Source organism: Paraburkholderia heleia NBRC 101817, assembly GCF_000739775.1.
GTDB classification, from domain to species: Bacteria; Pseudomonadota; Gammaproteobacteria; order Burkholderiales; family Burkholderiaceae; genus Paraburkholderia; species Paraburkholderia heleia.
Genome location: NZ_BBJH01000022.1, coordinates 36513 through 60907, shown reverse-complemented (window position 1 = coordinate 60907; position 24395 = coordinate 36513). Strand labels below are relative to the sequence as shown.

The 24395-nt window shown below is 66.9% G+C and carries 19 protein-coding genes; 5 read left to right on the top strand and 14 right to left on the bottom strand.

All coding sequences use genetic code 11. The features are described 5' to 3' along the window. Positions 1-15: 15 nt before the first annotated feature. From fliD to BHE01S_RS18710, 4 genes are all read right to left on the bottom strand, one after another. A complete protein-coding gene (gene fliD, locus BHE01S_RS18725) occupies positions 16-1458 on the bottom strand; it encodes a flagellar filament capping protein FliD (RefSeq protein ID WP_042266536.1) in 1443 nt (480 codons plus the stop codon). Positions 1459-1622: 164 nt separating this feature from the next. Further along, positions 1623-2261, bottom strand: coding sequence for an IMPACT family protein (locus tag BHE01S_RS18720; protein WP_042266534.1), 639 nt, complete (start codon positions 2259-2261; stop codon positions 1623-1625). Between the two features lie 727 nt (positions 2262-2988). Continuing rightward, positions 2989-3303 carry a hypothetical protein gene (locus tag BHE01S_RS18715; protein WP_042266531.1) on the bottom strand — a complete coding sequence of 105 codons (315 nt, stop codon included), beginning with the start codon at positions 3301-3303 and terminating at the stop codon, positions 2989-2991. Between the two features lie 312 nt (positions 3304-3615). After that, positions 3616-5286: an acyl-CoA synthetase gene (locus BHE01S_RS18710; RefSeq protein WP_042266529.1), complete on the bottom strand. Its 1671-nt coding sequence runs from the start codon at positions 5284-5286 to the stop codon at positions 3616-3618. Between the two features lie 185 nt (positions 5287-5471). On the opposite strand from BHE01S_RS18710, the gene BHE01S_RS18705 reads away from it, so the two are divergent. Next, entirely contained in the window at positions 5472-6224 is a 753-nt protein-coding gene (locus BHE01S_RS18705; RefSeq protein WP_042266729.1) for a Crp/Fnr family transcriptional regulator, read from the top strand. Between the two features lie 116 nt (positions 6225-6340). Then, positions 6341-6715 (top strand): DUF4148 domain-containing protein, encoded by a 375-nt coding sequence (locus BHE01S_RS18700; protein ID WP_245639781.1) that lies wholly within the window; start codon positions 6341-6343, stop codon positions 6713-6715. An 8-nt stretch (positions 6716-6723) separates the two neighbouring features. Here BHE01S_RS18700 and BHE01S_RS18695 read toward each other — a convergent pair whose 3' ends face one another. After that, positions 6724-8496: a peptidoglycan D,D-transpeptidase FtsI family protein gene (locus BHE01S_RS18695; RefSeq protein ID WP_042266528.1), complete on the bottom strand. Its 1773-nt coding sequence runs from the start codon at positions 8494-8496 to the stop codon at positions 6724-6726. A 180-nt stretch (positions 8497-8676) separates the two neighbouring features. Continuing rightward, entirely contained in the window at positions 8677-10224 is a 1548-nt protein-coding gene (locus BHE01S_RS18690; RefSeq protein ID WP_042266725.1) for a methyl-accepting chemotaxis protein, read from the bottom strand. A 417-nt stretch (positions 10225-10641) separates the two neighbouring features. Here BHE01S_RS18690 and aepX point away from each other — a divergent pair, with 417 nt between their 5' ends. From aepX to BHE01S_RS18675, 3 genes are read left to right on the top strand one after another with little or no spacing between them, the layout of a single operon-like run. Next, positions 10642-12348, top strand: a complete 1707-nt coding sequence (aepX, locus tag BHE01S_RS18685) for a phosphoenolpyruvate mutase (RefSeq protein WP_042266527.1) — start codon at positions 10642-10644, stop codon at positions 12346-12348. Next, entirely contained in the window at positions 12345-13544 is a 1200-nt protein-coding gene (gene aepY / locus BHE01S_RS18680; protein WP_042266526.1) for a phosphonopyruvate decarboxylase, read from the top strand. The genes aepX and aepY overlap by 4 nt, the downstream gene beginning before the upstream one ends. Before the next feature lie 10 nt (positions 13545-13554). After that, positions 13555-14622, top strand: a complete 1068-nt coding sequence (locus BHE01S_RS18675; protein WP_042266525.1) for a 2-aminoethylphosphonate aminotransferase — start codon at positions 13555-13557, stop codon at positions 14620-14622. Between the two features lie 114 nt (positions 14623-14736). Here BHE01S_RS18675 and BHE01S_RS18670 read toward each other — a convergent pair whose 3' ends face one another. From BHE01S_RS18670 to BHE01S_RS18640, 8 genes are all read right to left on the bottom strand, one after another. Next, a complete protein-coding gene (locus tag BHE01S_RS18670) occupies positions 14737-15966 on the bottom strand; it encodes a PepSY-associated TM helix domain-containing protein (protein ID WP_042266523.1) in 1230 nt (409 codons plus the stop codon). A 262-nt stretch (positions 15967-16228) separates the two neighbouring features. Continuing rightward, positions 16229-16378: a hypothetical protein gene (locus BHE01S_RS38435; RefSeq protein ID WP_167337693.1), complete on the bottom strand. Its 150-nt coding sequence runs from the start codon at positions 16376-16378 to the stop codon at positions 16229-16231. A gap of 121 nt (positions 16379-16499) precedes the next feature. Further along, positions 16500-17087, bottom strand: coding sequence for a nucleotidyltransferase family protein (locus BHE01S_RS18665; protein ID WP_042266522.1), 588 nt, complete (start codon positions 17085-17087; stop codon positions 16500-16502). A 173-nt stretch (positions 17088-17260) separates the two neighbouring features. Next, the gene (locus tag BHE01S_RS18660) at positions 17261-19492 is read right to left on the bottom strand and encodes a xanthine dehydrogenase family protein molybdopterin-binding subunit (RefSeq protein WP_042266519.1); all 2232 of its coding nucleotides are present in this window, start codon (positions 19490-19492) and stop codon (positions 17261-17263) included. Beyond that, a complete protein-coding gene (locus BHE01S_RS18655) occupies positions 19489-20505 on the bottom strand; it encodes an FAD binding domain-containing protein (RefSeq protein WP_042266516.1) in 1017 nt (338 codons plus the stop codon). The genes BHE01S_RS18660 and BHE01S_RS18655 overlap by 4 nt, the downstream gene beginning before the upstream one ends. Before the next feature lie 16 nt (positions 20506-20521). Then, complete coding sequence (locus tag BHE01S_RS18650; protein WP_042266723.1) at positions 20522-21238, bottom strand: (2Fe-2S)-binding protein; 717 nt, start codon at positions 21236-21238, stop codon at positions 20522-20524. A 353-nt stretch (positions 21239-21591) separates the two neighbouring features. After that, positions 21592-23244, bottom strand: a complete 1653-nt coding sequence (locus BHE01S_RS18645; protein WP_042266513.1) for an FAD-dependent oxidoreductase — start codon at positions 23242-23244, stop codon at positions 21592-21594. Positions 23245-23405: 161 nt separating this feature from the next. After that, the gene (locus BHE01S_RS18640) at positions 23406-24374 is read right to left on the bottom strand and encodes a LysR family transcriptional regulator (RefSeq protein WP_245639780.1); all 969 of its coding nucleotides are present in this window, start codon (positions 24372-24374) and stop codon (positions 23406-23408) included. Between the last annotated feature and the right edge of the window lie 21 nt (positions 24375-24395).

Genomic DNA, 24395 nt, shown 5'->3' with positions numbered 1-24395 from the left:
GCGCGCATTCAAGCCTTATTTGTGATTCGTCGCGAGGGCGCCCGCGCTGTTTGCGCCGCCAAAGAGCTGTGTCAGATATTGCTGGTTGTTGTTCATGATCGACATGAGGTTATTGAGCGCAGTGAACTGGCGGTTGAATTTCGCAGTGAGCCCGGTTGCACGCACATCGAGCATCGACGACTGCTTTTTGATGTCGTCAAGCTCCTTGTTGATGGCCGTGCTGCGCCGCTCGATGATGCCGCTCGACTGAACGTAGGGCGTGATGGCGCTGTTGAGCCTGGCGGTCATGCCGTCGCTGCCGAACAGCGCGGCAATCGCACTGTTACCCGGTTGCAGCGCCTTCTTGAACGTCTCGTCGTCGATTTCCAGCTTGCCGCTCTTGTCGAGCTTGATGCCGATCTCGCCCAGCGAATGGGTCACGCCGTCGCTGCCCTTCACGCCCGCCGAAACGACCGCCGGCAAACTCGCCGCGAGGGTGCGCGCGATCGAGTCGCCGAGCAGTGCGCCCGCTTGCGCGCTCGTCGAACCGGTCGCGGCCGTGTAGGAGGTCAGCCCGTTGAGGGCATCCACGTAGCTGTTGTACGCCTTAACGAAGGCGCGAATGGATGTGCCTGTCGCTTCGGTGTCGGGAGCGATGGTGAGCGTTTGCTTCGTGCCCACCGAGGCGCTGGTGAGCTTGATCGTGATGTCGCTCACCACGCCCTCGAGCGTGTTGCTCGCGCTTGTGACGCGCGTGCCGTCGATGCGCAGCTCGGCGTCGCCGGCCGGTTCGACTTCGCGCATCTGCGAGGAAGCGAGGCGGGTATCGACGCCCGGGCCCGCCTGGACGTCGATCGCGTTGACCGCGCCGGTCTTGTTCGCGGTCAGCACGAGGTGCTGACCGTCGGCGCCGTTGACGATCGAAGCCGTGACGCCGGGATTGTCCTTCGCCTGATTGATCGCCGCGACGACGTCGGTGAGCTTGTTGCTGCCCGCGGCGATCGTCAGATGCATGGACTTGCCGCCCATCGAAAGGTCGAGGCTGCCTTCCCCTAGCGTCTCGCCCGCATCGAATCCGTCCGAGGCGAGCTTGTGCGCCGTCGCGAGGCGATCGACCTCGACCGTGAAGCTGCCCGCCACGGCGTTCTTGCCGGGCACTGCGCTCAAGCCCTTGTCCTTCTCGCTCGCCGTGGCGGTGAAGCGTTGCAGCGCGGCGCCGTCCTTGAACGGCTCGAGCGCGCTCTGGAGTGAAGCGAGGGCCGACTTCAGCGTGCCCAGGGCCGAGAGCGTCGTGTTGCTGGCGCTCTGCTTCGCGCTGAGGATAGCGCTCGGCCCAGCGATTTTTGCATTGACGAGCGCCTTGACGAGCTGGTTGACGTCGAGCGTGGAGTTCGTCGCGCCGCTGATGATGGACTGGGCGGCGTCGCTCAACGCGCTGTTCGCGCTGGCGGTCGTGGAGTTCGTGATCGTGCTTGCCATGAAAGAAGTCCGTTCGTTCTGGTGCGTCGAGTCGACGGAACGCGCGAATGCGCGGCCATGCTTTCATTACGGCAAGCTTTCATGAAACTTGATGAAAGAAATGAAAAGATTTTGAAAAGTGCGCGACCTGCACGGCGGCGGTCGCTGGGCGCCGGGCGACCGCTTCAACCGTGCTCGGGGAAGCCTGAGCGGCCTTGCGTGAGGTCGGTCAGTGCGTGGCGCGCGGCGTCCACGGCGGTGGCGGGCAGCTGGATCGTGAGGCGGACCGTCATGGCGTACTGGCTCTCCACGAGCGTGAAGTGCGCCTGGTCGATCCAGTGACGCACGCGGGTTTCGTCGGGATAGCCAAGTTCGACGGTGAGTTGCGCCTGCGCGATGCGCTCGACGCGCGCGGCCCCCTGCAAGGCGCTCGCAATGGCGTCGGTATAGGCGCGCACGAGGCCGCCCGCGCCGAGCTTCACGCCGCCGTAGTAGCGCACCACCGCGGCGAGCACGCCGTCCAGGTCGTGATGGCGCAGCACTTCGAGGATCGGGCGCCCGGCGGTGCCGGAGGGTTCGCCGTCATCGGACATGCCGGACTGGCCGCCCGCGAGCAGCGCCCAGCAAACGTGCGTGGCGGCGGGGTGTTCGTCGCGCAGACGGCGGATTTCGGCCATGGCCGCTTCGCGGTCGGCAACAGGAATGGCGTGCGCGATGAAGCGGCTCTTGCGGATCTCGAGTTCCGCGGTGACGGGATGGGCAAGCGTAAAGGTCGGCACAAGCGGTTGGCAAAAGCGGGCGGGCCCTGCAGGCGAAACTCCCATGTTAACCGATGCGCACAGGCCGGCTTTCGACGTCCGTCCCCAAATCTTGCCGGTTTATGTAATGGATCTTTGCGCGAGAGGCTAGTGACGTTCCGGCTTTGAGCCCGGATAATGCACGACATGACGGATCTAGCTCTGGCTGGAGCGAAGCCGAACTCCTCATTCGGTGATCCGTCATAGTCCTTTCTCTCGCGGCGCCGCTGCTGCAGACGCGATTCCCCACAGGCATTGAAGCCAAAAAAATCCCCGGCCGGACCGTGTCGCGACCGGGGGTCACAAGGCTCGCCTGTTCTCAAGAGGCCATTCCACCTTACGTCCGCAAAATTGCGTCCGCAATCGGAAAAAAACCCTGGTGCGCCTGGCGCCCGAAAAGCCCTGGTGTTCTGATCCGCGCGCAAAAAAATCCCGGCCATCTCTGGCCGGGCAATGAGAATACACCGTGCGCTCCGGGGAACGAAACGCCCATCAACGTTACCCGCGGCCCGTGCGGCCGGCAACGCTTGCGCATTACCTGCGTTTACTGACGTCTGCCTTTCCGGCCGCGCCCCAAGCGTGGCGCGGCCGGCTGGATCCGCCGTCCGGCGGGCGTTGCGGTCAAACTGATTCGCATCCCGAACGATATTCGCGCGCCCGAACGCGCGTGCCGGAGTAAGGAGCCGAAATGCGCCGAGGCCGGTCTCCCTTGGGAAGACCGGCCTCGGTGTACCGCTTCAGGTGCCTGCCTCGATCAATAACGGGGGGGCGGCGGACGGCGGTCGTCGTCGCGGTAGTGCGGGGGACCCGGATCGTGCGGGTGACGGTGCATCCACTCGTCGTGGTCCCAATAGCGATGGCCGTCGTAGTAACGGTTCTCGTGCCAGCCGATCGAGATGTGCGCGTCCACCGGCATCATGCGCGGTTGACCGTATTGCGGCGCCGCTTCGGCACGCAGCCCATACGGCGCAGTTTGGGCGAAGGCGCTCGATGCGCCCATCAATGCGCCGCCGGCGATCAGTGCCGCGCCGATGGCGCGGGCGGGGGTCTTCCAGCTCTTCGAATTCATGAGTTACCTCCTCTTCGGTTGCGTCGTCAGTCACGCGGCATCGGGATGCCTTTGTGTTGTGACCACGATTCAAAGCTTATCGGCCCGAAGCGGAGGAATACGTGACCACTTGTAAGCTTTCGTTTCATACGATTCTTCATGAAAGAAAGTCCGATCTGACAATGGGTCCTTGATGCAGAAAGGAATAAGTGGCGCACCTGACAATCGGCAGCCAGCCACAGGGGGTCGGGTTGTCAACCGACGTTACATTCGGGCAGCGCGGGGCCGCCCGAATGCGTCACATGTACCGGCCAGCAAGTCCCGATGGCGTTCTTACCGCGGCGTTTTCGGTGCGGACGGCGCGCCCGCCACGTCGATTGCGCTTTGTGAACCTAGTTGCGCGCGCAACTCATATTTCTGGATCTTGCCCGTGGCCGTGCGCGGCAGCTCACCGAATCGCACGATGCGCGGTACCTTGAAGTGCGCAAGAAAGAGGCGGCAGTGCGCGATGATTTCCTCGGCCGTGGCGCTCGCGCCCGGCCGCAGTTCGACGAACGCGCAAGGCACTTCGCCCCACTTCGGGTCGGGCATCGCCACGACGGCGGCGAGCGCGACGGCCGGATGGCGATACAGCGTGTCTTCCACCTCGATGCTCGAAATGTTCTCGCCGCCCGAGATGATGATGTCCTTGCTGCGGTCGGTAATGCGCACGTAGCCGTCGGGCGTCATCACGCCGAGGTCGCCCGTGTGGAACCAGCCGCCGCGGAACGCCTCTTCGGTCGCGCGCTCGTTCTTCAGGTAGCCCTTCATGCAGATGTTGCCGCGGAACATGATCTCGCCGAGCGTTTCGCCGTCGGCGGCCACGGGTTCCATCGTCTGCGCATGGCGCACGCTCACGCCGCTTTGCAGGTGGTAGCGCACGCCCTGGCGCGCGGCGAGGCGCGCCTGCTCCTCATCGGGGAGCGTCTGCCAGCGCGCCTGCACCGCACACACGGCAGCGGGACCGTACACCTCGGTCAGGCCATAGACATGCGTGAGTTCGATGCCGATTGCCTTCATCTTTGCGATCACGGCCGGCGCGGGCGGCGCGCCGGCCACCATCGTGTGCACCGTGTGATCGATGCCGGCGCGATACTCCGCGGGGGCGTCGGCGAGCGCGCCCTGCACGATCGGCGCGCCACAATAGTGCGTGACGCGCTCGCTGCGAATGAGGTCGAACACGAGCTTCGCGTCGAACTTGCGCAAGCACACGTTCACGCCCGCGCGCGCGGCGACCGTCCAGGCAAAGCACCAGCCGTTGCAGTGAAAGAGCGGCAGCGTCCAGAGGTACACGGCGTGCTTGGGCATGTCCCATTCGAGGATGTTGCTGACCGCGTTGAGGTACGCGCCGCGATGGTGATAGACCACGCCCTTGGGGTCGCCCGTCGTGCCCGAGGTGTAGTTCAGCGCGATAGCGTCCCATTCGTCGCGCGGCGGCTCCCAGGCGAACTCCGGATCGCCTTGTTCGAGGAACGCCTCGTAGTCGGTGGCGCGCGGGAAGGACTCGGGGGCGGCGGCCGCGATGTCGGCCACGCTGATGATCTTGAGGTTGGGGAATTCGAGCGCCGCGCGCTGCGCGAGCGCCGCGAATTCGGTATCGACGATCAACGCCTTCGCTTCGCCATGGCGCAGCATGAACAGCATGGTTGCGACATCGAGTCGCGTGTTGAGCGTGTTGAGCACCGCGCCGAGCATGGGTACGCCGAAGTGCGCCTCGACCATCGCGGGGATGTTGGGCAGCAGCGCCGCTACCGTGTCGCCGCGGCCGATGCCCGCCTGCGCGAGCGCGCTCGCGAGCCGCCGCGTGCGGGCATAGGTCTCGCGCCAGTTGCGCCGGACCTCGCCGTGGACGACGGCCAGGCGGTCGCCATAGACTTCGGCTGCGCGGGCGATGAAATCGACCGGCGTGAGCGGCACATAATTGGCTTCGCGTTGCGCGAGCCCTTCTTCGTAGGGGTGCAACATGGCGGTGTCTCCGAACAGTTATTGGTTTGTCGATAGGATTCGCGCTAACGTAGCAGGGCCGCGCGCGCCAGTCTGTCGCCGGCGCGACAGAGCGGGCCGCGACGCACGGTCCGTTCGGCAAGAGTGACCCAAAGATCGACCCAAAGATTGACCTAACCCAGGAAAGCGCGATGTCGCAATCCATTATGCCCCCGGACGGAACCCCGCCCGCCCGCGATTCATGGCGCGAAGGCGAGCGCATCGACGCCGCGAGCGCCGCGCGTCTGGCTGCGCTGTTCGAGCGCTGCGCGTGGTTCCGCGCGCTTGCGCCCGAGCATCGCGAGTGGGTGCTGGCGTCGTCGCATGCGCAGGGCTATGCCGCGGGCGCGATCGTCGCCGCGCGCGAGGCGCCCTCGGACTGGTGGCTCGGCGTGAGTTCCGGCCTCGTGAAGCTGGCGATCTTCAATGCGTCGGGGCGCGGTTGCACGTTTTCGGGCGTGCCGCATGGCGGCTGGTTCGGCGAGGGGAGCGTGATCAAGCGCGAGCCGCGCAAGTACGACGTGATCGCGCTGCAGCCCTCGCTCGTCATGGCCGTCGCCACCGAGACGTTCCACCGGCTCATGGACTGCAGCCTGCCGTTCAACCGCTTCGTGATCCATCAGCTCAACAACCGCATGGGCGAATTCATCGCGTTGATCCAGAACAGCCGCTTGCTCGACGTCGATGCGCGCGTCGCGCAGTCGCTCGCGCAGATGTTCAATCCCGATCTCTACCCCGAGACGGGGCGTGCGCTCGACATCTCGCAGGAAGAGATCGGCATGCTGGCGGGCGCGTCGCGTCAACGGATCAACCAGGCCCTGCAGACGCTCGAGCGCCAGGGGCTCGTCGCGCTCTCCTATAACCGCGTGGATGTGGTCGATCTCGACGGGCTGCGCGCGTTTGGCCGCGACCAGATCTGAGGATCGCAGAACTCCTTATCAATCTTGCGAGGAATGGAAGACTGTCTCCCTCGCTCGCCGGTTTTTACGCGTGGCCGCGCTGCGTAGACTCTGCTCATCGAATTCATACGGAGAGCATGGTGAAAAACGCGATGCGGCGCGCGGCGCTGGTTTCGATGATCGCAATCGTTCCGGCGGTGTCGTTTGCCCAGTCCAGCGGCACGCATAACGGTCCGGTGACGCGCGCCCAGGTGCTTCAGGACTTGATGGATCTGGAGTCGGTGGGCTACCGCCCGGCTTCGGCGAACGACGCCACGTATCCGGAAGATGTGCAGAGCGCCATGCGCCGGCTTGCCGAAAAGCGCGCCAACGAAGCGCGTCTGGCGCGGGAGCAGGTCGCGCAATCGGGCTACGGTGCACCGCCCGCGCCCAATGCAGAAGCGAGCGCGCCCGCCGCCGTGTCCGGCAGCGAGCCGCCGCCCGGTTATCGTGACACTTATCGCCACCATTGATTGCGGCGCTAACGGCGCCCTGGGCCGGCTTGAGTGCCGCTCGCACCCCTGGCGCTTTCGGGCCCGGCCGCGACATCGGGCGGCACGCCGAGCAACTGGAGCGTGCCCGCCGTCACCCCCGAGAACACCGGCCCCGCAACCGTGCCGCCATAGAAGGCCCTGCCCGCCGGATCGTCGATCATGACCGCGACGATCACGCGCGGCGCGCTCATCGGCGCCATGCCGACGAACAGCGCCCGATAGCGGTTCTTCGCGTAGCCCGCGCCGATCTGCTTGCGCGCGGTGCCGGTCTTGCCGCCCACCCGATAGCCGTCCACATTGGCGGCGCGCCCCGTGCCGCCGTCGCTCGTCGCCATTTCCAGCATCTTGCGCATGGCGGCGGCCGTGGCCGGCGTCGTGACCGCGCGCGCCGCCGACGCGGCGCCGCCTGACGCATCGCGCAGGAGGCTGGCCGGGTGCAGCGTGCCGTCGCCGGCGTAGGCCGTGTAGATCTGCGCCATCTGCAAAAGCGACGCGGACAGGCCGTAGCCATATGCCATCGTCGCCTGCTCGATGGGGCGCCAGCGCGCCCACGGCCGCACGCGGCCAGGCGCCGCGCCCGGGAACGTGACGCCGGGCCTTTGCCCGAGCCCGTACTCCTGATACTTGTCCCAGATCGTTTGCGCGGGAAGATTCAGCGCGAGCTTGGCGAGCGCAATGTTGCTCGACTTCTGGATTGCCTCCGCCACGGTCATGCGGCCGTGATTCGAGGTGTCGTGGATCGTCGCGGGGCCGATGCGGTACGTGCCCGGCGCGGTGTCGATGAGGGTGTTCGCGTTGACCTTGCGCAGGTCCATTGCCAGTGAAACGACCACGGGCTTGATGGTCGAGCCGGGCTCGAACGTGTCGACCACGGCGCGGTTGCGCAACTGTTTGCCCGTGAGCCGCGCGCGGTCGTTCGGGTCGAACGACGGCCAGTTCGCGAGCGCGAGGATTTCGCCGTTCTGCGCGTCGAGCACGACGACGCTTCCCGCTTCCGCGTGATGCTTCGCGACGGCGGCCTTGAGCTGGGAGTACGCGAGCTGCTGCACGCGGCGGTCGATGGTGAGCTGCACAGTGTCACCGTTGCGCGGCTGCACGCGCTCGCCCGGCTCGGAAACGACGCGCCCGAGCCGGTCGCGGATCACCTCGCGCTGGCCCGGCGTGCCGCGCAGGCGCGCGTTCGCGGCAAGCTCCACGCCTTCCTGGCCGGCGTCTTCGATGTCGGTGAAGCCCACCACGTGCGCGGCCGATTCGCCTTCGGGGTAGTAGCGTTTCGAATCGGCGATCAGGGTGATGCCGCCTATGGCCGTCTCGTCGATGTGCGCGGCGGTCTCGGCGTCCACCTGGCGCTTGAGCAGCACGAAGGAGCGGTCGCCGGCAATGCGCCGCTCGAGTTCCGCGAGCGGCATGTCGAGCAGTCGCGCGAGCGGCGCCTGCGCGGCGGCGTCGAGGAGCCGCGGATTCACCCAGACTTCGAAAGTAGCGAGGCTCACGGCCAGCAGCGCGCCGTTGCGGTCGACAATGCGCCCGCGCATGGCGTCGAGTTCCAGCGTGCGCTGGTAGCGCTTTTGGCCCTGCTTCACATAAAAGCCGTGATTGGCGACCTGAATCCAGAACGCGCGCCCGGCCAGCGCCGCAAAGGCCGCGAAGGTGACGAACACGATGAACTTCGAGCGCCACGCGGGCAGGCGCGGCGCAAGCATCGGGTGACGGGTCGCGGCGGCGTGCGGATCGCGCGGCGGTTTCCTGGAACGGATCATCGGCAAGGCGGGGTGGCGGGCAGAGTCATATTGTAAACATGATGTAATTGAATTGAAATGATCGGCGCGGGCGGTGCGGGCGGCGCAGGGGCAGCGAAGGAGGCGCAAAGCGAACCGGGCCGCGAATGCGGCCCGGCGGGAAGCCACGCAAACCGGCGTCGAGCCGGTGTGGCGACAGCGTTACGCGTGTGCGGGCAAGCGGAAGCTCGCGATCGACTCGCGCAGCGCGCTCACCTGGTCCTTGAGCGAATGGGCGGCGGCGGCGGCCTCCTCCACGAGCGCCGCGTTTTGCTGCGTCACCTGGTCCATCTCGCCCACGGCGCGGTTGACCTGCTCGATGCCGGCGCTCTGCTCGCGCGAAGCATTGCTGATCTCTTCGAGGATCTCGTGCACGCGCCGCACCGACTGCACGATCTCGGTCATCGTCGAGCCCGCGTGGGTCACGAGATGCTGGCCCTCGGTCACGGTGCCCGTCGACTTTTCGATCAGCGCCTTGATCTCCTTGGCCGCGGTGGCGGAGCGTTGCGCGAGGCTGCGCACCTCGGCGGCCACCACCGCGAAGCCGCGGCCCTGTTCGCCCGCGCGCGCCGCCTCGACGGCTGCGTTCAGGGCGAGGATGTTGGTCTGGAACGCAATGCCGTCGATCACGCCGATGATGTCGCCGATCTGCTGCGAGCTCGTCGTGATGTCGCCCATCGTGCGCACCACGTCGTCGACTACGGCGCTGCCGCGCGTCGCGACGTCGGCGGCCTGACTCGCGAGCGATGCCGCATGCTGGGCGCTATCCGCGTTCTGGCGCACGTTCGCCGTCATCTGATCCATGCTCGATGCGGTCTGCACGAGCGCCGCCGCCTGTTCCTCGGTGCGTTGCGAGAGATCCGTGTTGCCCGCCGCAATCTCGTTCGCGCCCACGTTGATGTTTTCGGCGCCGCTGCGCACGCGCGAGACGGTTTGCACGAGCGCCGTCTGCATCGTCGCGAGCGCGCGCATCAGGCTGGTCTCGTTCGTGCCCTGCACCTGCAGGTGCAAGGTGAGGTCGCCCTCGGCGATGCGATTGGCCGCGTCCACCGCGCCCTCCAGCTCGCCGCCGATGCTGCGGCGCACGCTGCGCACCACGAGCACCATCACCGCGGTGGCGGCGCCGGCCAGCAGGAACGTCACGCCGAGCCAGCGCAGCAGGCTGCCGTAGAACTCGGCGCGCACGTCGTCCATGTACATGCCCGTCACGATCACCCAGTCCCACGGCACGAAGCGGTGGCCGAAGCTCAGCTTGGGTACGGGTTCGCTGTGGCCGGGCTTGGCCCACAGGTAGTCGAGGAAGCCGCCGTCCGGGCCGCTCGCGGCGTTCACGAGCCCGGTGAAGATATGGGTGCCGGCGGGGTCGGTGAAGTCGCTCATGTTCTTGCCGTCAAGCTCGGGCTTGATCGGGTGCATCAGCATGACGGACTGCGAGTTGTTGACGCTCAGGTAGCCGTCGGTGCCGTAGCGGATCGAGCCGATCACGGCGAGCGCCTGCTTCTGCGCATCGGCTTCGGGCATGACGTTGCGTTGCGAGAGGCCGTAGTAGTAGTTGGCGATGCTCATCGCTTCGTCGACGAGCGCGATGAGCTGCGCGCGCCGCTCGCGGATCATCGACTCGCGGCTTTGCCAGGCGCCAAAGGCGACGATCAACAGCAGGCCGATCCAGAGGATCGCGATCATCGAGCGGAGCTTCTTGTTGAGTGTCATGTTTTGCATGGTCGGTCGGGGGATTTCACAGGGCGAGAGCGATACGACTGGCGATGCGTTGCCGCCAGACTGTGTTTACGGCCGGCGCAAACGTGCGCGAGACCCAGGAGGAACCCTGCTTAGGCAGCTTTCGTCATACAAAACCACGAGCTTTGATCTCACTCGTATGACACGCCGTTGAAACACCGGCGAACGCGCGACAAAAGCCACAAATTTCACAGTAACTGCATGATTTGCCACGCTTTGCAGGGATCGACTGCGGATAGGAATCATTTCCGATATAGTCGCGACTTTGCCCCCGGCCGGCCTGACTTCGAGGCCTGCGACGAGGCCGGGATGAAGGACCTTTCCTAACGATGCGACGCACACGGCGCAACTCCCGCTGCCGCCCGCATGACGTCCACTGGAGCAACAAGAATGAACGCACGCGAACCCGCCCTGGTCCCCGCCGCTGTTGCCACATCGCGCAGCGCGCGGCTGCGCCGGATGCTGACCAGCAACGAACTCGAATTCCTGATGGAAGCGCACAACGGCCTTTCCGCGCGCATTGCGCGCGAGGCGGGCTTCAAGGCGATCTGGGGTTCGGGCCTCTCGATCTCCGCGCAGTTCGGCGTGCGCGACAACAACGAGGCGAGCTGGACCCAGGTGGTCGACAACCTCGAGTTCATGGCCGACGCGAGCGACCTGCCCATCCTGCTCGACGGCGACACCGGCTACGGCAACTTCAACAACGTGCGCCGTCTCGTGCGCAAGCTGGAGCAGCGCGGCATTGCGGGCGTGTGCATCGAAGACAAGCAGTTCCCGAAGACCAACAGCTTCATCAAGGGCGAGGCGCAGCCGCTCGCCGGGATCGCCGAGTTCTGCGGCAAGATCAAGGCCGGCAAGGACTCGCAGACCGACGAGCACTTCTCGATCGTCGCGCGCGTCGAGGCGCTGATCGCGGGCTGGGGCATGGACGAAGCGCTCAAGCGCGCCGAGGCGTATCGCCAGGCCGGCGCGGATGCGATCCTCATCCACAGCAAGCTCTCGAAGCCTGACGAGATCCTCACGTTCGCGCGGGAGTGGGCGGGCCGCGGCCCGCTCGTGATCGTGCCGACCAAGTACTACAGCACGCCGACCGAGGTGTTCCGCAAGGCGGGCATCAGCACGGTGATCTGGGCGAACCACCAGATCCGCGCGGCCGTTTCGGCCATGCAGGCCGTGACCAGGACGATTTACGAAACGCAGACGCTCGTCGATGTCGAAGACCGCATTGCTACGGTTAACGAAATTTTCCGCCTGCAGGACGCCGACGAATATTCGGAAGCCGAAGACCGCTACCTCGGCGCTTCGTCGCGCGGCGCGGGCTCGGCGATCGTGCTGGCCGCGAGCCGCGGCTCGGGCCTCGACGTCTACACGGAAGACAAGCCCAAGGTCATGCTGCCGGTGGCGGGCAAGCCGCTCCTGCGCTGGCTCGTCGACGCGTTCAAGAAGCAGTCGGTCAACGACATCACCGTGGTGGGCGGCTACAAGGCCGAAGCCATCGACACGGCGGGCATCAAGCTCGTGCGCAACGAGCGCTTCGCGCAGACGAACGAACTCGCCTCGCTCGCGTGCGCCGTTGGCGCGCTCGACAACGACACGGTGATCTCGTACGGCGACCTGGTGTTCCGCAGCTACATCCTGCACGATCTCGTGGAAAGCACAGCCGACTTCAGCGTCGTGGTGGATTCGTCGCCTGAGTCGGAGAACAAGAGCACGCGCGACTTCGCATGGTGCTCGGCCGCCGACGAGCGCGATCTGTTCGGCAACAAGGTGTTCCTCGTGCGCGTGGCAAGTGAACCGGCTGCGAACGGCGCGGCCCCGCACGGCCGCTGGATCGGCCTCGTGAACGTGCGCGGCGCAGGCCGCGCGAAGCTGGCGAAGAAGCTCGCGCAACTGCAAACGCGCGCCGACTTCGACACGCTCGACATGCCGGCGCTGCTCAACGCGCTGATCGCAGATGGCGAGAAAATCGAAGTGCAATACGTGCACGGCCACTGGCGCGGCGTGAACGACCTCGAAGACTTCCGCCGCGCGGGAGATTTCGCCCAGGGTGTCTATACGCATGCGCAAACGCCGCTGGGCGCGCAGGGGCAGGCATGATCGAAGCCGCACAGTTTGTCGAAGCGGCGCGCTCGCGCGGCTTCGAGTGGTATGCAGGCGTGCCGTGCTCGTATCTCACGCCGTTCATCAACTACGTGCTGCAGGACGACTCGCTGCACTACGTGAGCGCGGCCAACGAAGGCGATGCGGTCGCGCTCATCGCGGGCGTGGCGCTCGCGGGCAAGCGCGGCATCACGATGATGCAGAATTCGGGCCTCGGCAACGCCGTGAGCCCGCTCACGTCGCTGACGTGGACGTTCCGCCTGCCGCAACTGCTGATCGTCACGTGGCGCGGCCAGCCGGGTGTGCCCGACGAGCCGCAGCATGCGCTGATGGGCCCCATCACGCCGCAGATGCTGGAAACGATGGAAATTCCGTGGGAGACGTTTCCCACGGAAGCCGGCCAGATCGCGGCGGCGCTCGATCGCGCCATCGAGCACATGGACAAAACGGGCCGCCCGTACGCACTCGTCATGCAGAAGGGCAGCGTGGCGCCGTACGAACTGAAGGGCGGCGGCGCGATGCCGGCGCAGCACGCGCTGCCCGTCGCGCAGGCCAGATGGACCGGACGGACGCCTGATCGACTGCCCACGCGCCAGCAGGCGCTCGAGCGCGTGATCGCCGCGACGCCTGCCGGGTCGACGGTGGTCGTCGCCTCGACCGGCTTTTGCGGCCGCGAACTCTACGCGCTGGACGACCGCTCGAACCAGCTTTACATGGTCGGCTCGATGGGCTGCGTCACGCCGTTCGCGCTCGGCCTCGCGCTTGCGCGGCCCGACCTGAACGTGGTCGCGCTCGACGGCGACGGCGCGGCGCTCATGCGCATGGGCGTGTTCGCCACGCTCGGCGCCTATGGCCCCGCGAACCTCACGCACGTGCTGCTCGACAACGGCGCGCACGATTCGACGGGTGGCCAGGCCACCGTGTCGGGGCAGGTGTCGTTCGCGAACGTGGCCGCCGCATGCGGTTACGCCGACGCCGTGGAAGGCGACGATCTCGCGATGCTCGACAACGTGCTCGCCGCCGCGCGCGAACGCGCGAAGGGCGCTTCGGGTGTCGAAGGCACACGCTTCGTACGCCTGACGATTCGCCGCGGCACGCCAGACGGCCTGCCGCGCCCAACCATCACGCCGCCCGATGTCAAGGCGCGCCTCATGCGCCACATCGGCGCCAATGCCGACACGTCAGCTGAATAAGGACCTACCGATGCTGCTGCTCAATCCCGGCCCGGTCACGCTCACCGAACGCGTGCGCCGCAGCCTCCTCCAGGAAGACCTGTGCCATCGCGAAAGCGAGTTCTTCGACGTGCAGGAAGAGGCGCGCACGCGTCTTTTGGGCGTCTACGATCTCGACCCGGCGCTGTGGCAGGCCGTGCTCATGACGGGCTCCGGCACGGCTGCGGTCGAAAGCATGATCGCGACGCTCGTGCCGGCGGACGGCAAGCTGCTGATCGTCGAAAACGGCGTGTATGGCGAGCGCATCACCGCGATCGCCAAGCAGTATGGCATCGCGCACGAGGTCGTCGGGCACGACTGGATGCAGGCGCCGGACCTCGCGCGCATCATGGCCGCGCTCGACGCCGACAAGTCGGTCACGCACGTCGCGATCATTCATCACGAAACGACCACGGGCCGCCTGAACGATCTGCGCGCACTGGGCGAAGCGTGCCGCGCGCGCGGCGTGCAGATGCTCGTGGACGGCGTGAGCAGCTTCGGTTCCGAAGCGATCGATTTCGGCGACGCAAGCATTGCGGCGGTGGCGGCGACGGCGAACAAGTGCCTGCACGGCGTGCCGGGCGCGGCCTTCGTGGTGGTGCGCCGCGCAGCGCTCGCGCCGGCGCATAGCCGCACGTACTATCTCGATCTCAAGCGTCTCGCCACACTCCAGGATCAGCGCAATACGCCGTTCACGCCTTCCGTGCACGCGTATTACGCGCTCGTCGAGGCGCTGCGCGAACTCGCGGACGAAGGCGGCTGGCAGGCGCGTCACGCGCGCTATGCTGCGCTTTCCGGGCAGGTGTGCGCAGGGCTCGCGGCGCGTGGCATGGAGAGCGTGCTGCCGAAGGACGAATCGTCGGTGGTGCTGCGCGCGTTCCGCTTGCCCGCGGGCGTCGATTATCCGGCGCTGCATGACGCGCTCAAGGCGCGCGGCTTCGTGATCTATGCGGGGCAGGGCGGCTTGTCGGCAGAACTGTTCCGCATTTCGACGATGGGCGATATTCACGCCGCCGACGTCGAGCGTTTGCTTGCAGCGTTCGATGAAGTGACGCGTTGAACGTAAGCATGACGGGCTTGCGGTTTCGAGCCCGTCCACGAAAAAAGGCCTTGCAACGATCACCGATCACTCGCTGCAAGGCCTTGTGTTTTGTTTCGTGCGCCCGTCTGCGGATCAGTTCGCGGCCCGCTCGCGCGTGCCGATCGTGCTGGCCGCCTTCGCCTGCTTCGCGGGCTTGCGCCGCGCACGCGCTTTCTTGAGCCAGATGAGCACGCCGGTCACGCTGAGCATCGCGACGGCAATGCCGGTAACGCTGATGGCGATGCGTCCCGGCAGCCCGGCGATGCGCCCTGAATGCAACGGAAACTGCGCCTGCATGAAGATATCGCCTGCGCTGCCGCGGCCCGGAATCTGCCGGCCGAGCACCTGGCCCGTGCGTGCGTTCATGATGAGCCAGGCATTGCCGAGGCCCGCGTCGCCGTGATCGTTGCCCGCCGTGTAGTAGCCCACGCCATATATGCCGGAGGTCGGCAGCCCGAAGAGTCCGCCGGGCGGCGCCGTGATGCCTTCGCGTCGGCCCATGTCGGCGGCTTCGGCCACGATGCGAACGCGCGCAGCCGCTGCTTCGGCAGGCGTGAGCGCAGGGCCCGGCGCGACGAGGCGGAACGGGTCCGGCGCGAGCGTCGAGAACACCGACACCACGGGGCGCACGACCTGCGCGCCGAGGTTCATCGAAATCGATGTCACGGCCACGACGATCAGGAGTCCCCAGAGCCACACGCCGCCCGAGCGGTGCAGATCGAACGTGAGCGCATAGCCGCCGCGCTTCACCCGAAAGGCGAGCGACTTGCGCCAGCTTTTCAGGCTCGGAAACGCGAGCACGATCGCGATGAAGCCGTCGAGCAGCCATACGATCCCCACCACGCCCATCGTCCATGCGCCGAAGTCGATGCCCATCTTCGTCGGCATGAACAGCGTGTAGTGGAGCTGGTAGAGGAAGGGGATCAGGTTCTGGCGTGCCAGCGATGCTTTGCCCCACATGCGGCGCCCCTGCTCCCCGCCCGTTACGGGATCGAGCGCGACCTGATTGAACCCGAGCGCATAGGGTGCCTGGCTTGCGGGGTTCAGGCGCGGCGCCACCTGCGCGATCCACGTATGGCCGGGCTCGACGGCAAGCGGCATGAAGGTCACGACCGCGTGCGGTTGCGCGGCCTCGAGACGCTTCGCGAGTTCGAGCGCAGGCAGCGGCGTGCCCGGCGTCGCACTGCGGAAGAACGACGGGTTCAGCAGCGCGTCGAGTTCGTGGTCCCACGCGATCACCGCGCCGGTGAGTCCGGCGAGGAACAGGAAGGCTGCGGTGCCAAGACCGAACCAGCGGTGCAGGCGTACCAGCAGCGGTCTCATGCGAAACCTCGGCGCGCCGGCCGGCGCGCGGGGGCGAACGCGATCACGAGTGGGCTCACGGCAATCCTGAAAGATATTGCAAATGGGAATCGTTTGCATTCTACGGATCAGCCGTCGAAGGCGCAAGCTTTGCGAAAGGCGGGGATGGGAGGCGGAAGAAGCGCTCGGCGCGCAGGAGCGGACGCGGCGCCTGCCAACCGTCGCCGCGAGCGCCGCTACGGCCGTGAGACGAGATGCCCGGCCGTGGCGACCGGGCGTGCGATCACACGGGATCCTTGTCCGGCGGCCCTTCGGGCTGCTGCGGTTCGTCGTTGTGATGGCCCGGTGCCGGCGGGCTGAGCGGGTCGCGTTCGGGGTCCCGCGTCGGATCGGCGAGCGGATCGGGAAGCGGATTCGTGTGCGAGCAGATCATCGCGAGGTCCTCTTGCGCTAAAGCGGGCGGCCGTGTGGCGCGCGTCAGCTTATAGCGTAGGCGATCGATTGCATGCCAGGCATTCGCAATTGAACAATCGCAGCGCGCGAGTGCGCGCGAATCAGAGCCCGTTGAGATCGGCCGGCGTGTCGACGTCGCGCAGAATGCCCGGGTCGTCGACTTCGACGCGCGTAAGCGGCTGGGTGCTCAGCAGGGCACGTGCGCCCGCGTCGCCATCGAGCGCGACGAGCGCCGCGCGATGCGCGTAGCCGAAGCCCACCGGATGTCCGCGCTGCCCGCGATAGAACGGCGCGACGAGCGACGCGCCGCCGTCCAGTGCGCGCGCTACGGCTTCGATCGATTCGACGGCAATGCAGGGCATGTCGGCAAGCGCCACGATCCAGCTTTCCGCTTCATGATCGGTTTCCACGCCGGCAGCGAGGCTCGCGCCCATGCCGCGCGCGGCGTCGGGCGCGAACACCACGTCGCAGCCCGCGTCGTTGAGCACATGCGCGAGCGCTTCCGCCCCGGGGCGCACGACGGCGATGACTTTGGGTACGACGCGCAGCAGCCGCTGCGCGGATTCGCGCGCGACGCACGTGCCTTCCGGGAGGGGAGCGAGGAGCTTGTTGCGCAGTCCGTTGGGATCGAAGCGCGAACCGGTGCCGGCGGCGAGCAACACGCCGGTGGCGAACGAAGCATAGGCCATGGGTGTGGTACGCCGCGAAGAGGGTGAGCAGTGATTGTGCGGCGCAAGCGCGCGTGAGGCAAGCCCCGAGGGCGGCATATGCCTTGCTTATCCTCCCTGTGCGGACCGCGCATGCACTATGCGGGTGCAGCCTGCGTTGCAGGCCGCATCGTGCCGGTCACCTCGTGTGCCGGTCACGCAAGCGAATTCATCTGCGGAACGACCTTGTCGAGCGTGATCGGCAAATCGCGCACGCGCACGCCCGTGGCGTGATACACGGCGTTCGCAATGGCCGCCGGCACGCCGGTAATACCGATTTCGCCGATGCCGCGCACGCCGAGCGGATTGAAGCGCAGATCGGGTTCGCCGACGAACAGCACGTCCAGCTCGCCGATGTCCGCGTTCACGGGCACGTGGTATTCGGCGAGGTTATTGTTCGCGATGCGGCCCATGCGCGTGTCGAAGAGTCCCTCTTCGTGCAGGGCCGTGCCCACGCCCCATACCATGCCGCCCATCAACTGGCTGCGCGCCGTTTTTTCGTTGAGCACGCGTCCCACGTCGTACGCGCCGACGATGTGCGCCACGCGCATCGTGCCGGTATCGGCATCGACGTGCACTTCGGCGAACACGGCGCCGAAAGAGTGAAACGCATACTGCTGCTTCTCCGCGCCTGGCTTCGTCGCGGCCTGCGCCTCGAGCGGCTGGCCGCCTGCGCGTGCGATGACGGCCGCCGCCGGATCGCGGCGCGAACTGTCGCTGCGGCTCACGACCCAGCCGTCCTGTACGGTCACGTCCTCGGCGGCGAGTCCGTAGACGGGCGAGCCGCGATCGGCGCGCGCGAGCGCGACGAGCTTGTCGCGCACGGCTGTGCATGCAGCCTCCACGGCGGGCGAGACACTCGCCGCCGACTGCGAGCCGCCCGAAACCGGCGCGCCCGGCAAGGTCGAATCGCCCAGCGCGAAGCGGATGCGGTTGGGCGGGAAGCCGAGCGCGTCGGCGGCCACCTGGGTCATCACCGTGTAAGTGCCGGTGCCGATGTCCTGAGTGCCCGACGCGACCATCGCGTTGCCGTCGGGCAGGATGCGCGCCACCGCAGCGGCTTCGCTGCGATTCGCGGGATACGTCGCGCTCGCCATGCCAAGGCCGATGAGCGTGTTGCCGCGGCGCATGGCGCGCGGCGTGGCGATGCGCCGCGACCAGTCGAAGCGTTGTGCGCCCGCCTCGTAACATTGGCGCAGCGCTTTCGACGACCACGGCTTGCCGTCCTGCGGCTCGCTTTGCGCGTAGTTCTTCAGGCGCAGCGCAACCGGGTCCATTTTTAGTTGCCATGCCAGCTCGTCCATGGCCGATTCGAGTGCGAACGAGCCCGTCGTTTCACCGGGCGCGCGCATGAAGGTCGGTGTGCCGACGTTCAGGGGTACGACACGATGGCTCGTGCTGCAATTGGGCACGGCGTACATCATGCGCGTGACGAGGCCGGACATCTCGAGCCAGTCTTCGAACGTGGACGTGTGAGCGAGCGTGTCGTGGCGCAGCCCCGTGAGCGTGCCGTCCGCGTGTGCGGCGAGCGCGAGATGCTGTTCCGTGTGCGGGCGCGAGCCGACCGGGCCGAACATTTGAGGACGCGCGAGCGCGAGCCGCACGGGGCGTCCCGTCTGCTTCGCGGCCATCGCGCACAGGCTCACGTGCGACCACGACGAGCCCTTGCAGCCGAAGCCGCCGCCGAGAAACGGCGAGATCACGCGCACGTTGTCGGGCGCGATGCCGAACACGGCCGCCACCGCATTGCGCGCGCCGCTCACGCCCTGGGTGGCGTCGTAGAGCGTGAGGTCCGGGCCGTCCCAGTGCGCCATCGTCGCATGCGGTTCCATCGGGTTGTGAAACTGCGTGGGCGTGGTGTAGACGGCCTCGAAGCGCACCGCGCCCTCATGCAGCCCGGCCTCGACGTTGCCGCGCGTCGATTCGACCGGGCGGCCCATCGGGCTTGGCGGCGCGTGCGCGTCGCCTTTTGCGCGGTTGAAGTCGAGCGTGGCCTGTGTCGGTGCGTAGGCGATGTCGACGTGGCGTGCGGCATCGGTGGCCTGTTCCAGCGTGTCGGCTACCACGACCGCAACCGGTTCGTTGCTGTAACGCACGACATTGTCCTGCAGCAGCGTGAGGTGCCGTCCCGCCGGCGGCTTGAGCGGCGAGCGCCCGCCGTTGGGCAGCCGCATCGCGCTCTGGTACGTCATGACCAGCAGCACGCCGGGCATGGACTGCGCGCGGCTGGTATCGATCGACGTAATCGTGCCGCTCGCAATCGTGCTGGTAACGAGCACGGCGTGGGCGAGCCGCGTTTCGGGGAAATCGCTCGCGTAGAGCGCGCCGCCCGTGACCTTGAGCATGCCGTCGATGCGGTCCATCGGTTGTCCGGTCAGCGTGCTCATGCAAAATCTCCGGTGTTTTGCGCTTGCGTGCCGGCGGCAGCGAGTATCGTCGAGCGGACGATCGCGCGCTGCGCGAGCCCGACCTTGAACGCATTGCCGCTCAGCGGCTTTGCCTGCGCGAGTTCCGCCGCAGCCGCCTCGCGCAGCGTCGACTCGTTGAGTGTTTTGCCCGCGAGATGCTGCTCCACCACGCTCGCGCGCCAGGGCCGATGCGCGACGCCGCCCAGCGCGATGCGCGCCGTGCGTATGCGGTGGCCGTCGAGTTGCAACGCGCTGGCGACCGAGACGAGCGCGAAGGCATAGCTCGCGCGGTCGCGGACCTTGAGGTAGTGTGCGTGTTCGCTGAACAACGGTGGCGGCAGGTCGACCGAGGTGATCAGTTCACCTGACTGAAGCGTCGTGTCGAGATCGGGCCGATCGCCGGGCAGGCGATGAAATGACGCGAAAGCAATGGTGCGCGCGCCGTTCGGACCGCTCACCTGCACGGTGGCGTCGAGCGCCGCGAGCGCAACGCTCATGTCGGACGGATTGACGGCCACGCATTGTGCGCTTGCGCCGAGGATCGCATGCATGCGGTTGAAGCCGCCGGTCGCCGCACAGCCGCTGCCGGGCGAGCGCTTGTTGCACTGGGTGAACGCGGTGTCGTAAAAGTACGGGCAGCGTGTGCGTTGCATGAGATTGCCGCCCACAGTCGCCATATTGCGCAGTTGCGGCGAAGCGCCGGCGAGCAGCGCCTGCGAGAGCAGCGGGTAGCGCGTGCGCACGAGCGTGTGATTGGCCGCGTCGCTGTTGCGCACGAGCGCGCCGATGCGCAGGCCGCCGTTGGGCAGCGTTGCGACTTGATCGAGCGCTTCGATGCGCGTGATATCGATGAGCATGACCGGATGCGCGACGCCGCCCTTCATGAGATCGAGCAGATTCGTGCCGCCGCCAATGAACACGGCACCGGGACGCTGCGCGGCGGCAATCGCGCCGTTCACGTCGGCCGCGCGCTGGTACGAGATGGCATCCATTTGTGTGCCTCCGTGCTCAGGCGCCGGCCGTGTGCGCGTCGCGCACGGCGGCCACGATGTTGACATAGGCGCCGCAGCGGCAGATGTTGCCGCTCATGCGCTCGCGTATTTCGGCATCGCTCAGTTGCGCTGGGCGTGTGCGCACGTCGGGCGTGGCGGCGCTCGCTGCGCCTGCCGCGAATTCGGAGAGGCAGGCCGTTGCGGAACACAACTGGCCCGGCGTACAGAAACCGCACTGGAAGGCGTCGTGCTCGATAAAGGCGCGCTGCACGGGACTCAACGTGGCCACGCCCGCGAGCCCTTCGACCGTGGTGATGCGCTGGCCTTCGTGCATCACCGCGAGCGTGAGGCAACTGTTGATGCGCCTTCCTTCGACGAGCACCGTGCATGCGCCGCACTGGCCGCGATCGCAGCCCTTCTTCGTGCCGGTGAGGCTCGCATGGTCGCGCAACGCATCGAGCAGCGTGACGCGCGGTTCGATATGCAGCGCGTATGCGCGGCCGTTGATGTCGAGCCTGACCGGTTGCGCGGGTGCGGGCGGCGGCGCAACGGCTGGGGCGCTGGCCGGCGGCGCATTTTGCGCGTGCAGATGAGGCGTCGCGCTCAACGCGGCAGCGGCGGCCGCCGATTGCAGGAAGCGCCGGCGTGTGACGTCGGCGGGCGCGCGAGAGGGGCAGGCCTGAGAGGCGTCGTCGCAATCGCTCGGCGCATCGAGGGGACGTTCGTTGGACATGGCGATCTGCGGACTCCAGGATGAAGACGGAACATGATCCGGGACTTCGGGCGCCGGCCGCACGGGGTTGCGCTGGGCTTCGTCGCGCAGCGGCGCGCTTCTTTCGTGAAGCAATTCCGATGCCGCGGTTGCTCGGCCGGGCATCGCAGAACTGCAAATTGCACTTCTCGAACCCGAAAGTAAAGCGCTTACGTGTGAATTTTTCGCTGCATATTGCTTGATGGCGCAACGCTGTCGCATCGCTGACGCCAGCCCGGCGCGAAGCTGGCGCTGTGGACAGAAACGCAATGCAGCAGGAGGGACAAGCGTATTGAAAGCGGGTTGCGCGGCGAGTCGTACCGCGCAACGCAACGCTATGTGCGATCTTCCTGAAGGTAGCGATGCACGAACGCGATCGCCATGCTGCCTTCGCCAACAGCAGAGGCCACCCGCTTGACCGGGCTCAGCCGCACGTCGCCGCAGGCAAAGATGCCGGGTACGCTCGATTCGAGCAGGTAAGGATCGCGCCGGTGCGACCAGCGCCCGGCTTTCACGGCATCGTCGCCGGTCAGCACGTAGCCGCGAGTGTCGCAGGCGATTTCCGGCGGCAGCCAGCCCGTTTCCGCGTCTGCGCCGATGAACACGAACAGACCGCCACATTCGCGGCGGCTTACGCTTTCGCTGGCCGTATCGAGCACGTCGATGGCGTCGAGATGCGTTTGCCCATACACGCCGACGACTTCCGAATTCAGTTCGACACGGACGTTCCCCTTTCCCGCCAACTGCTCGACGAGATAGCGCGACATCCTGTTTTCGAGCGAGTCGCCGCGCACGATGAGCGTCACGGCGCGCGCATGATTCGCGAAGTACAGCGCGGCCTGTCCCGAAGAATTGCCGCCGCCGATCAGATACACGTCGAGTCCGTGCGTGCCGCTCGCCTCGCTGCGCGCGGCGCCGTAATAGATGCCTTTGCCGATGAAGCGGTCGAAGCCTTCGATCGCAAGCCGCCGCCAGGTGACGCCCGTCGCGAGAATGAGCGTGTGCGCGCGCACCACGTCGCCGCCGTCGAGGTGGACTTCGCGCGCGGCGGTATCGACGCGCGCAACCGCGCGCGTAACGAGAATTTCGGCGCCGAGGCGTCTTGCCTGCTGCAGCGCGCGGCTCGCCAGCTCGTCGCCGGAAATGCCGCCGGGAAAGCCCAGATAATTTTCGATGCGCGAAGAGGTGCCGGCCTGACCACCCGGCGCTTCGCGCTCGATCACTATGGTACGGAGTCCTTCTGATGCGCCATAGACAGCAGCGGCAAGACCAGCCGGGCCGCCGCCGATGATCAGCGTGTCGTATTGGGCGAGACGCGGCTGGGTTTGCAGCCCCAGGCGCTCCGCCACGTCGCGCGCCGCGGGACGGATCAGCAGGGTGCCATCGGCGAGGCGCAAGGCGGGGCAGTGCTGTTCCTCGGGGCAGGGGCCGTTCCAGTGTGTTTCGAGTTCGGGCGCGTCGGGCGTCATCCACTCGCAGCTGATCTGGTTGCGCGCGAGAAACTGGCGCAGGTTGGCGCAAGCTGGGTCCCAGCGCGCGCCAACGAGCGTGACGCGCGTTTTCGGCGGCTCCGCGGAAAGGCCCTGCAAGCCGCCTATGCGTTCGCGCGCGAGCGCGCCCATACGCGTGGCGACGTCGGGGGAGGCCGCCGCAAGCGCGTAGTAATGCTGCGCGTCCACGCGCATGACGCGCGAGGGCATGGCTGCGCGGTACGCACCCGGAAACGGCGAGCTGAGCGCGAGCGGCACCTCGCCGAAGATCGTGCCGGGCAAGCGCCAGCCAAGCGTGCGCTCGATGCCGTCGAACAGCTTGACGACCTCCATCTTGCCGGACAGCACGGCATAGAGCGCGCGCTCGCCGCCTTCGTGCACGGCATACTCGCCGGGACTCAAGTGCAGGTCCGCGGAGGTTTGGGCGAGGCGTTCGAGTTCGGCTTCGGGGAGCGTGGAAAAAAGCGGGATCGCGCGGATTTCGTCTGTGGTCAGCATGGCTTCGCAAGTCGCGGGCAAGCAGGAAACGACGATGGGACAGCGGCGCGGGGACCGAGCCTTCGTGCTGCGGCGCGGCCGTTCTTTTTGACATCTCATGCAGTATAGGCGGCGCGCAGGCGGACAATCGCCGGATCAATCGACTGACGATTGGGCGCGAATCATTCGAGAGGATCGCTAACCATGCTGCCGGTGCTCAGCGCAGCCACGGCCTCGCGTAGCCACACGAGCGCGGGATCGGCGTGATTGCGCGGATGCCAGGCCGCATGCATCGAAAAGCCGCGTGCCTCGAACGGCAGCTCGAACAGGTCCACGCGGTCCTGGTAGCGTGCGATGAGCCGGTAAGGCAGCGTCGCCACGTAGTCCGTGCGCGCGAGCACCTCGGGCACGAGCGTGAAGTGCTGCACCGAGTGCGCCACGCGGCGGCGTCGGCCAAGGGCTTCGAGATGTTCGTCCATGAAGCCGAAGAAGCTCGCTCCGCTCGTCGAGACGAGCACGTGCCCGAGCGCGCAATAGCCGTCCAGGTCGAACGGGGCCGCGCTGCGAGGGTGCCGTTTGCGCTGCGCCACGACGAAGCGTTCGTCGTAGAGTTTTCTGGACTTGAGCGTTGGCGGCACCTGTTGCGCGGAGCCGAGCAGCAAATCGATTTCGCCGCGCTCGAAGCGCTCCGCGAGCGAACCGGATTCAATCGCGATGAACGCCAGCTGCAACCCAGGCCCGGCCAGACGCGGCCATTCGGTCATTAGCGGCAGGCCGAGTACGGCCACGCACTGGTCGCTCGCGGCGACCACGAAGCGCCGCGTGCCCGTGAGCGGGTCGAAGGCGCTCTCGCGGCGCACCACCGTTTCGAGTGTCTTGAGCGCCGCGTGCAGCGGCGCCATCAGTTCGAGTGCGCGGGCCGTGGGCGTCATGCCGCGGCCATTGGCGGCGGGAATGAGCAGCGGGTCGTCGAAGAGCTGGCGCAGCCGCGCGAGCTGCGCCGAAACGGCCGGCTGCGTGAGATTCAGGCGCATGGCGGCGCGCGTCACGTTCGACTCGGCGAGCAGGGCGTCGAGCGACACGAGCAGGATCAAGTCGATGCCGGAGAGATCAATCACGTTGATGGGTGGAATATCGGCAATTGATTTCAAGAATACGTCTGGCTCGCCTAG

What these genes read in the sequence shown, in the direction of transcription:
- fliD (WP_042266536.1), bottom strand. Translation starts at nt 1,458, where the DNA reads ATGGCAAGCACGATCACGAACTCCACGACCGCCAGCGCGAACAGCGCG.
- BHE01S_RS18695 (WP_042266528.1), bottom strand. Translation starts at nt 8,496, where the DNA reads ATGATCCGTTCCAGGAAACCGCCGCGCGATCCGCACGCCGCCGCGACC.
- BHE01S_RS18720 (WP_042266534.1), bottom strand. Translation starts at nt 2,261, where the DNA reads ATGGGAGTTTCGCCTGCAGGGCCCGCCCGCTTTTGCCAACCGCTTGTG.
- BHE01S_RS18710 (WP_042266529.1), bottom strand. Translation starts at nt 5,286, where the DNA reads ATGTTGCACCCCTACGAAGAAGGGCTCGCGCAACGCGAAGCCAATTAT.
- BHE01S_RS18670 (WP_042266523.1), bottom strand. Translation starts at nt 15,966, where the DNA reads ATGAGACCGCTGCTGGTACGCCTGCACCGCTGGTTCGGTCTTGGCACC.
- BHE01S_RS18665 (WP_042266522.1), bottom strand. Translation starts at nt 17,087, where the DNA reads ATGGCCTATGCTTCGTTCGCCACCGGCGTGTTGCTCGCCGCCGGCACC.
- BHE01S_RS18705 (WP_042266729.1), top strand. Translation starts at nt 5,472, where the DNA reads ATGCCCCCGGACGGAACCCCGCCCGCCCGCGATTCATGGCGCGAAGGC.
- BHE01S_RS18700 (WP_245639781.1), top strand. Translation starts at nt 6,341, where the DNA reads ATGGTGAAAAACGCGATGCGGCGCGCGGCGCTGGTTTCGATGATCGCA.
- aepX (WP_042266527.1), top strand. Translation starts at nt 10,642, where the DNA reads ATGAACGCACGCGAACCCGCCCTGGTCCCCGCCGCTGTTGCCACATCG.
- BHE01S_RS18690 (WP_042266725.1), bottom strand. Translation starts at nt 10,224, where the DNA reads ATGACACTCAACAAGAAGCTCCGCTCGATGATCGCGATCCTCTGGATC.
- BHE01S_RS18645 (WP_042266513.1), bottom strand. Translation starts at nt 23,244, where the DNA reads ATGCTGACCACAGACGAAATCCGCGCGATCCCGCTTTTTTCCACGCTC.
- BHE01S_RS18715 (WP_042266531.1), bottom strand. Translation starts at nt 3,303, where the DNA reads ATGAATTCGAAGAGCTGGAAGACCCCCGCCCGCGCCATCGGCGCGGCA.
- BHE01S_RS18650 (WP_042266723.1), bottom strand. Translation starts at nt 21,238, where the DNA reads ATGTCCAACGAACGTCCCCTCGATGCGCCGAGCGATTGCGACGACGCC.
- aepY (WP_042266526.1), top strand. Translation starts at nt 12,345, where the DNA reads ATGATCGAAGCCGCACAGTTTGTCGAAGCGGCGCGCTCGCGCGGCTTC.
- BHE01S_RS18660 (WP_042266519.1), bottom strand. Translation starts at nt 19,492, where the DNA reads ATGAGCACGCTGACCGGACAACCGATGGACCGCATCGACGGCATGCTC.
- BHE01S_RS38435 (WP_167337693.1), bottom strand. Translation starts at nt 16,378, where the DNA reads ATGATCTGCTCGCACACGAATCCGCTTCCCGATCCGCTCGCCGATCCG.
- BHE01S_RS18655 (WP_042266516.1), bottom strand. Translation starts at nt 20,505, where the DNA reads ATGGATGCCATCTCGTACCAGCGCGCGGCCGACGTGAACGGCGCGATT.
- BHE01S_RS18675 (WP_042266525.1), top strand. Translation starts at nt 13,555, where the DNA reads ATGCTGCTGCTCAATCCCGGCCCGGTCACGCTCACCGAACGCGTGCGC.